Here is a 2,765-nt window from a genome sequence, read left to right as displayed (position 1 = left end):
CAAGAGACGTCCGTCAAGGGTGCAGATATTAGTCAGTGGTATTATTGGCGTTGGCAAATAGAATCTTATTTTAAATTGCTTAAAAGTGCAGGACTTCAGCTAGAGTCCTGGTTACAGCAAAGTGGAGACGCTTATTTTAAGCGGTTGTTAATTGCCTCTCAGGCTTGTACGCTCGTGTGGCGTATTATGCAAGCATCTGATAAACAGTCACAAGAGTTTGCTTTGTTTTTAGTGCGCCTCTCAGGTCGGCAAATGAAACGCAGCAAACCAATAACCGCACCTGCTGTGATGGCAGGATTGTTCCAGTGGCTTAATTTTACCGAACTGGTAAATCATTATCCCCCTGACAAACTGCGTGAATTCGCTGATGCCGCTAGTAAATTTGTGTAGATACCTATGCCCTGAAGTGGGTGGTTTTACGGCGACTGGTGATAAAATTAAAAACTAGCCGGCAAATTTTGTCGGCTAGTTTTATTTTGGCGCTCGAGGTTGGTTTTGGTTACATAACTTTTTATACTTGGTAGCTCTTAGCTATTTTATTAACTATTTGGTTAGCTATTTAGTTGGCTAACTTAGACTCACTCTCATACTCAACTCACCGCTTTGGTAATGGATTTGTCATGACCCCAACTGTTAATACTGATCTATCTACTTCTCCTACCGAGACAAAGCAGCTGAGTAGCAATCTACCTATCCACGTGTATTTGGGGGGCTCTTTTGACCCAGTACATAACAGTCATTTGGCGTTATTAACCCATGTTTATCACAAGTTAGCTTCTGATAATCATTCAGTTAAAGCCTATTTTATGCCCACCTCACGCTCACCGCTCAAAACAAACAGCACTAGCTCTGAACATCGCCTAAATATGCTGACAGAGGCTATTAAAGAGTTGAAAGCAGAAGCGCTATCCTCTTTGACCCAGACACCCCTTTCAAACCTTGCCATTAGTGAGCATGAAATCTGGCAACAGCCTCCGGTCTATACCATAAATACTTTGACCGAATTACGTCAGCTGCATCCTAACAACAGCTTGGTATTTATTGTGGGTGCAGATAATATTGCCAGTTTACCCAAATGGCGTGATGGCGATAAGTTAACCCAGTTGGCTCACCTCTGGGTATTTCCCAGAGATGAATTGCAGTCTCCCGAAGAGATTGCCGCCCTATTGCCTGAATCCTTAAAATCACAGGTGACCTACTGCTTAGAGGGCTTGAAGCAGCACACTCATGGCCTCATATACATAGATTCACATACGGTAGCACCCCTATCAAGCAGTGCGATACGAGAAGCAATTGCTCAAGGTAAGCCAGATATTGCAAAATCTGCTTTGCCACGCTCCGTATATTCGTATATCATGAAAAACAATTTATATCATTCTTATTGAGTTAATGGTTTCCATACCACCTGCGCAAAACCCAACGCCCTCGTAATGAACTAAATTTTACCGAAATTTTAAAACATATCTTTTGGCCTGAAAGTCATAAAGTATATACAGACAACCCTATAGGATAGCTATGACAATAGACGCAAATCAAAAAACACCCATGAGCGATGAAAGACTACAGTTTTGTCTTGAAATGGTTCAAGACGCCCTAAACGATTTAAAAGCAAAAAACATTACCGTACTTCACGTCACTGAATTGACAGACGTAATGGATTATATGGTTATCGCTGAAGGTACTTCAAAACGTCACGTGAATGCTTTGGCTGATGAAGTGGGTGCTATCTCTAAAAAAGCAGGCTTTATGCCTTTAGGCCGTGAAGGTGAGAAAGACAGCGACTGGACTTTAGTAGACTTAGGCGGTGTTATCGTTCATATCATGACCCGTCAAGCTCGTGAATTCTATGACTTAGAAGGTCTATGGTCTTCTCCAGAAGAGCTTAAAAAGCTAGTGGCTCGTGATTTAAGTGAGCGCTAATTTTTTGCTTTCATAAAGCTTGATAAAAATCCTCTATAAAAAAAGACGCTAATGGGCGTCTTTTTTGTGCATAAATATTCTGCTTTCTCTAACTTTCCACCTAATACCCAGCACCTTCTAAATCTAGGTAAATACTACACCCCTCTAACTCTTCATCTTCGCAAGAGCGTTGAAACCACTCTTTGGCCTTAGTGTAATTTTGCTTTACTCCATCGCCATTGTAATACAAGGTGCCTAGATTGTAGCTTGCCTTGCCATAGTCTTGCTCAGCCGCTTGGGTATACCACTTTAGCGCTTGCTTTATATCTTTGGGAACTCCCTCCCCTTCTTGATAACTAATTGCCAAATTATACTGAGCGTCCGGCATACCTTGTTCCGCCGCTTTTCGATACCAGCTGACCGCCTCAGTCGCATTCAGCTCTACCCCATAACCATTATCATAGAGCATGCCTAAGTTGTATTGAGCTTGAGCTTCTCCTTTCATAGCAGACTGTCTATACCAAGCGGCTGCCATTTCATAATCCTGCTCTACCCCTAGCCCCGTCTCATACATCATGGCCAAATTCAGCTCGCCTACTGGGTTCTCCTCTTGGGCTGCTTTTAAAAACCACATCACAGCCTTGCCGTAATCGACTTCAACGCCATTGCCGTGGTATAGTCATAGCCCTTAAAAACAGTCACACAGCCAAAGAAAATAGAAGAATAACGTATTGATACAATCTATTCCCCAATCTTGACGCTTTTTCTTAACCCAAGCCCAAGTTTGCTCAATAGGGTTTAAGTCAGGACTATAAGGCGGTAACCATAGAATAGTGTGTCCTGAATCTTCAATGATTTTTTGAATA

Annotated in this window: 4 protein-coding genes and 2 pseudogenes; 3 read left to right on the top strand and 3 right to left on the bottom strand. The window is 42.2% G+C overall.

From position 1 onward, the window contains the following. The 3 genes and pseudogenes from A1232T_RS12205 to rsfS all read left to right on the top strand — a co-directional run. Positions 1 to 390, top strand: a pseudogene (locus A1232T_RS12205) (transposase); the annotation flags it as partial. Between the two features lie 230 nt (positions 391 to 620). Beyond that, positions 621 to 1,385 (top strand): nicotinate (nicotinamide) nucleotide adenylyltransferase, encoded by a 765-nt coding sequence (nadD, locus tag A1232T_RS12200; protein WP_077449667.1) that lies wholly within the window; start codon positions 621 to 623, stop codon positions 1,383 to 1,385. Between the two features lie 130 nt (positions 1,386 to 1,515). Continuing rightward, positions 1,516 to 1,920 (top strand): ribosome silencing factor, encoded by a 405-nt coding sequence (gene rsfS / locus A1232T_RS12195; RefSeq protein WP_077449666.1) that lies wholly within the window; start codon positions 1,516 to 1,518, stop codon positions 1,918 to 1,920. A gap of 100 nt (positions 1,921 to 2,020) precedes the next feature. Here rsfS and A1232T_RS14565 read toward each other — a convergent pair whose 3' ends face one another. The 3 genes and pseudogenes from A1232T_RS14565 to A1232T_RS14450 all read right to left on the bottom strand — a co-directional run bounded on the left by A1232T_RS14565 (position 2,021) and on the right by A1232T_RS14450 (position 2,752). After that, positions 2,021 to 2,533: a tetratricopeptide repeat protein gene (locus A1232T_RS14565; protein WP_077449665.1), complete on the bottom strand. Its 513-nt coding sequence runs from the start codon at positions 2,531 to 2,533 to the stop codon at positions 2,021 to 2,023. Next, positions 2,513 to 2,569: pseudogene (locus tag A1232T_RS14560) on the bottom strand (hypothetical protein); the annotation flags it as partial. The pseudogene A1232T_RS14560 and the gene A1232T_RS14565, both read right to left, overlap by 21 nt. A gap of 18 nt (positions 2,570 to 2,587) precedes the next feature. Beyond that, positions 2,588 to 2,752 carry a transposase gene (locus A1232T_RS14450; RefSeq protein ID WP_077449668.1) on the bottom strand — a complete coding sequence of 55 codons (165 nt, stop codon included), beginning with the start codon at positions 2,750 to 2,752 and terminating at the stop codon, positions 2,588 to 2,590. Between the last annotated feature and the right edge of the window lie 13 nt (positions 2,753 to 2,765).

This window comes from Psychrobacter pasteurii, from assembly GCF_900162815.1.
Classification (GTDB): domain Bacteria; phylum Pseudomonadota; class Gammaproteobacteria; order Pseudomonadales; family Moraxellaceae; genus Psychrobacter; species Psychrobacter pasteurii.
Note: the sequence above shows the minus strand (reverse complement) of the source record. Positions and strands in the feature narration are given on the sequence as shown.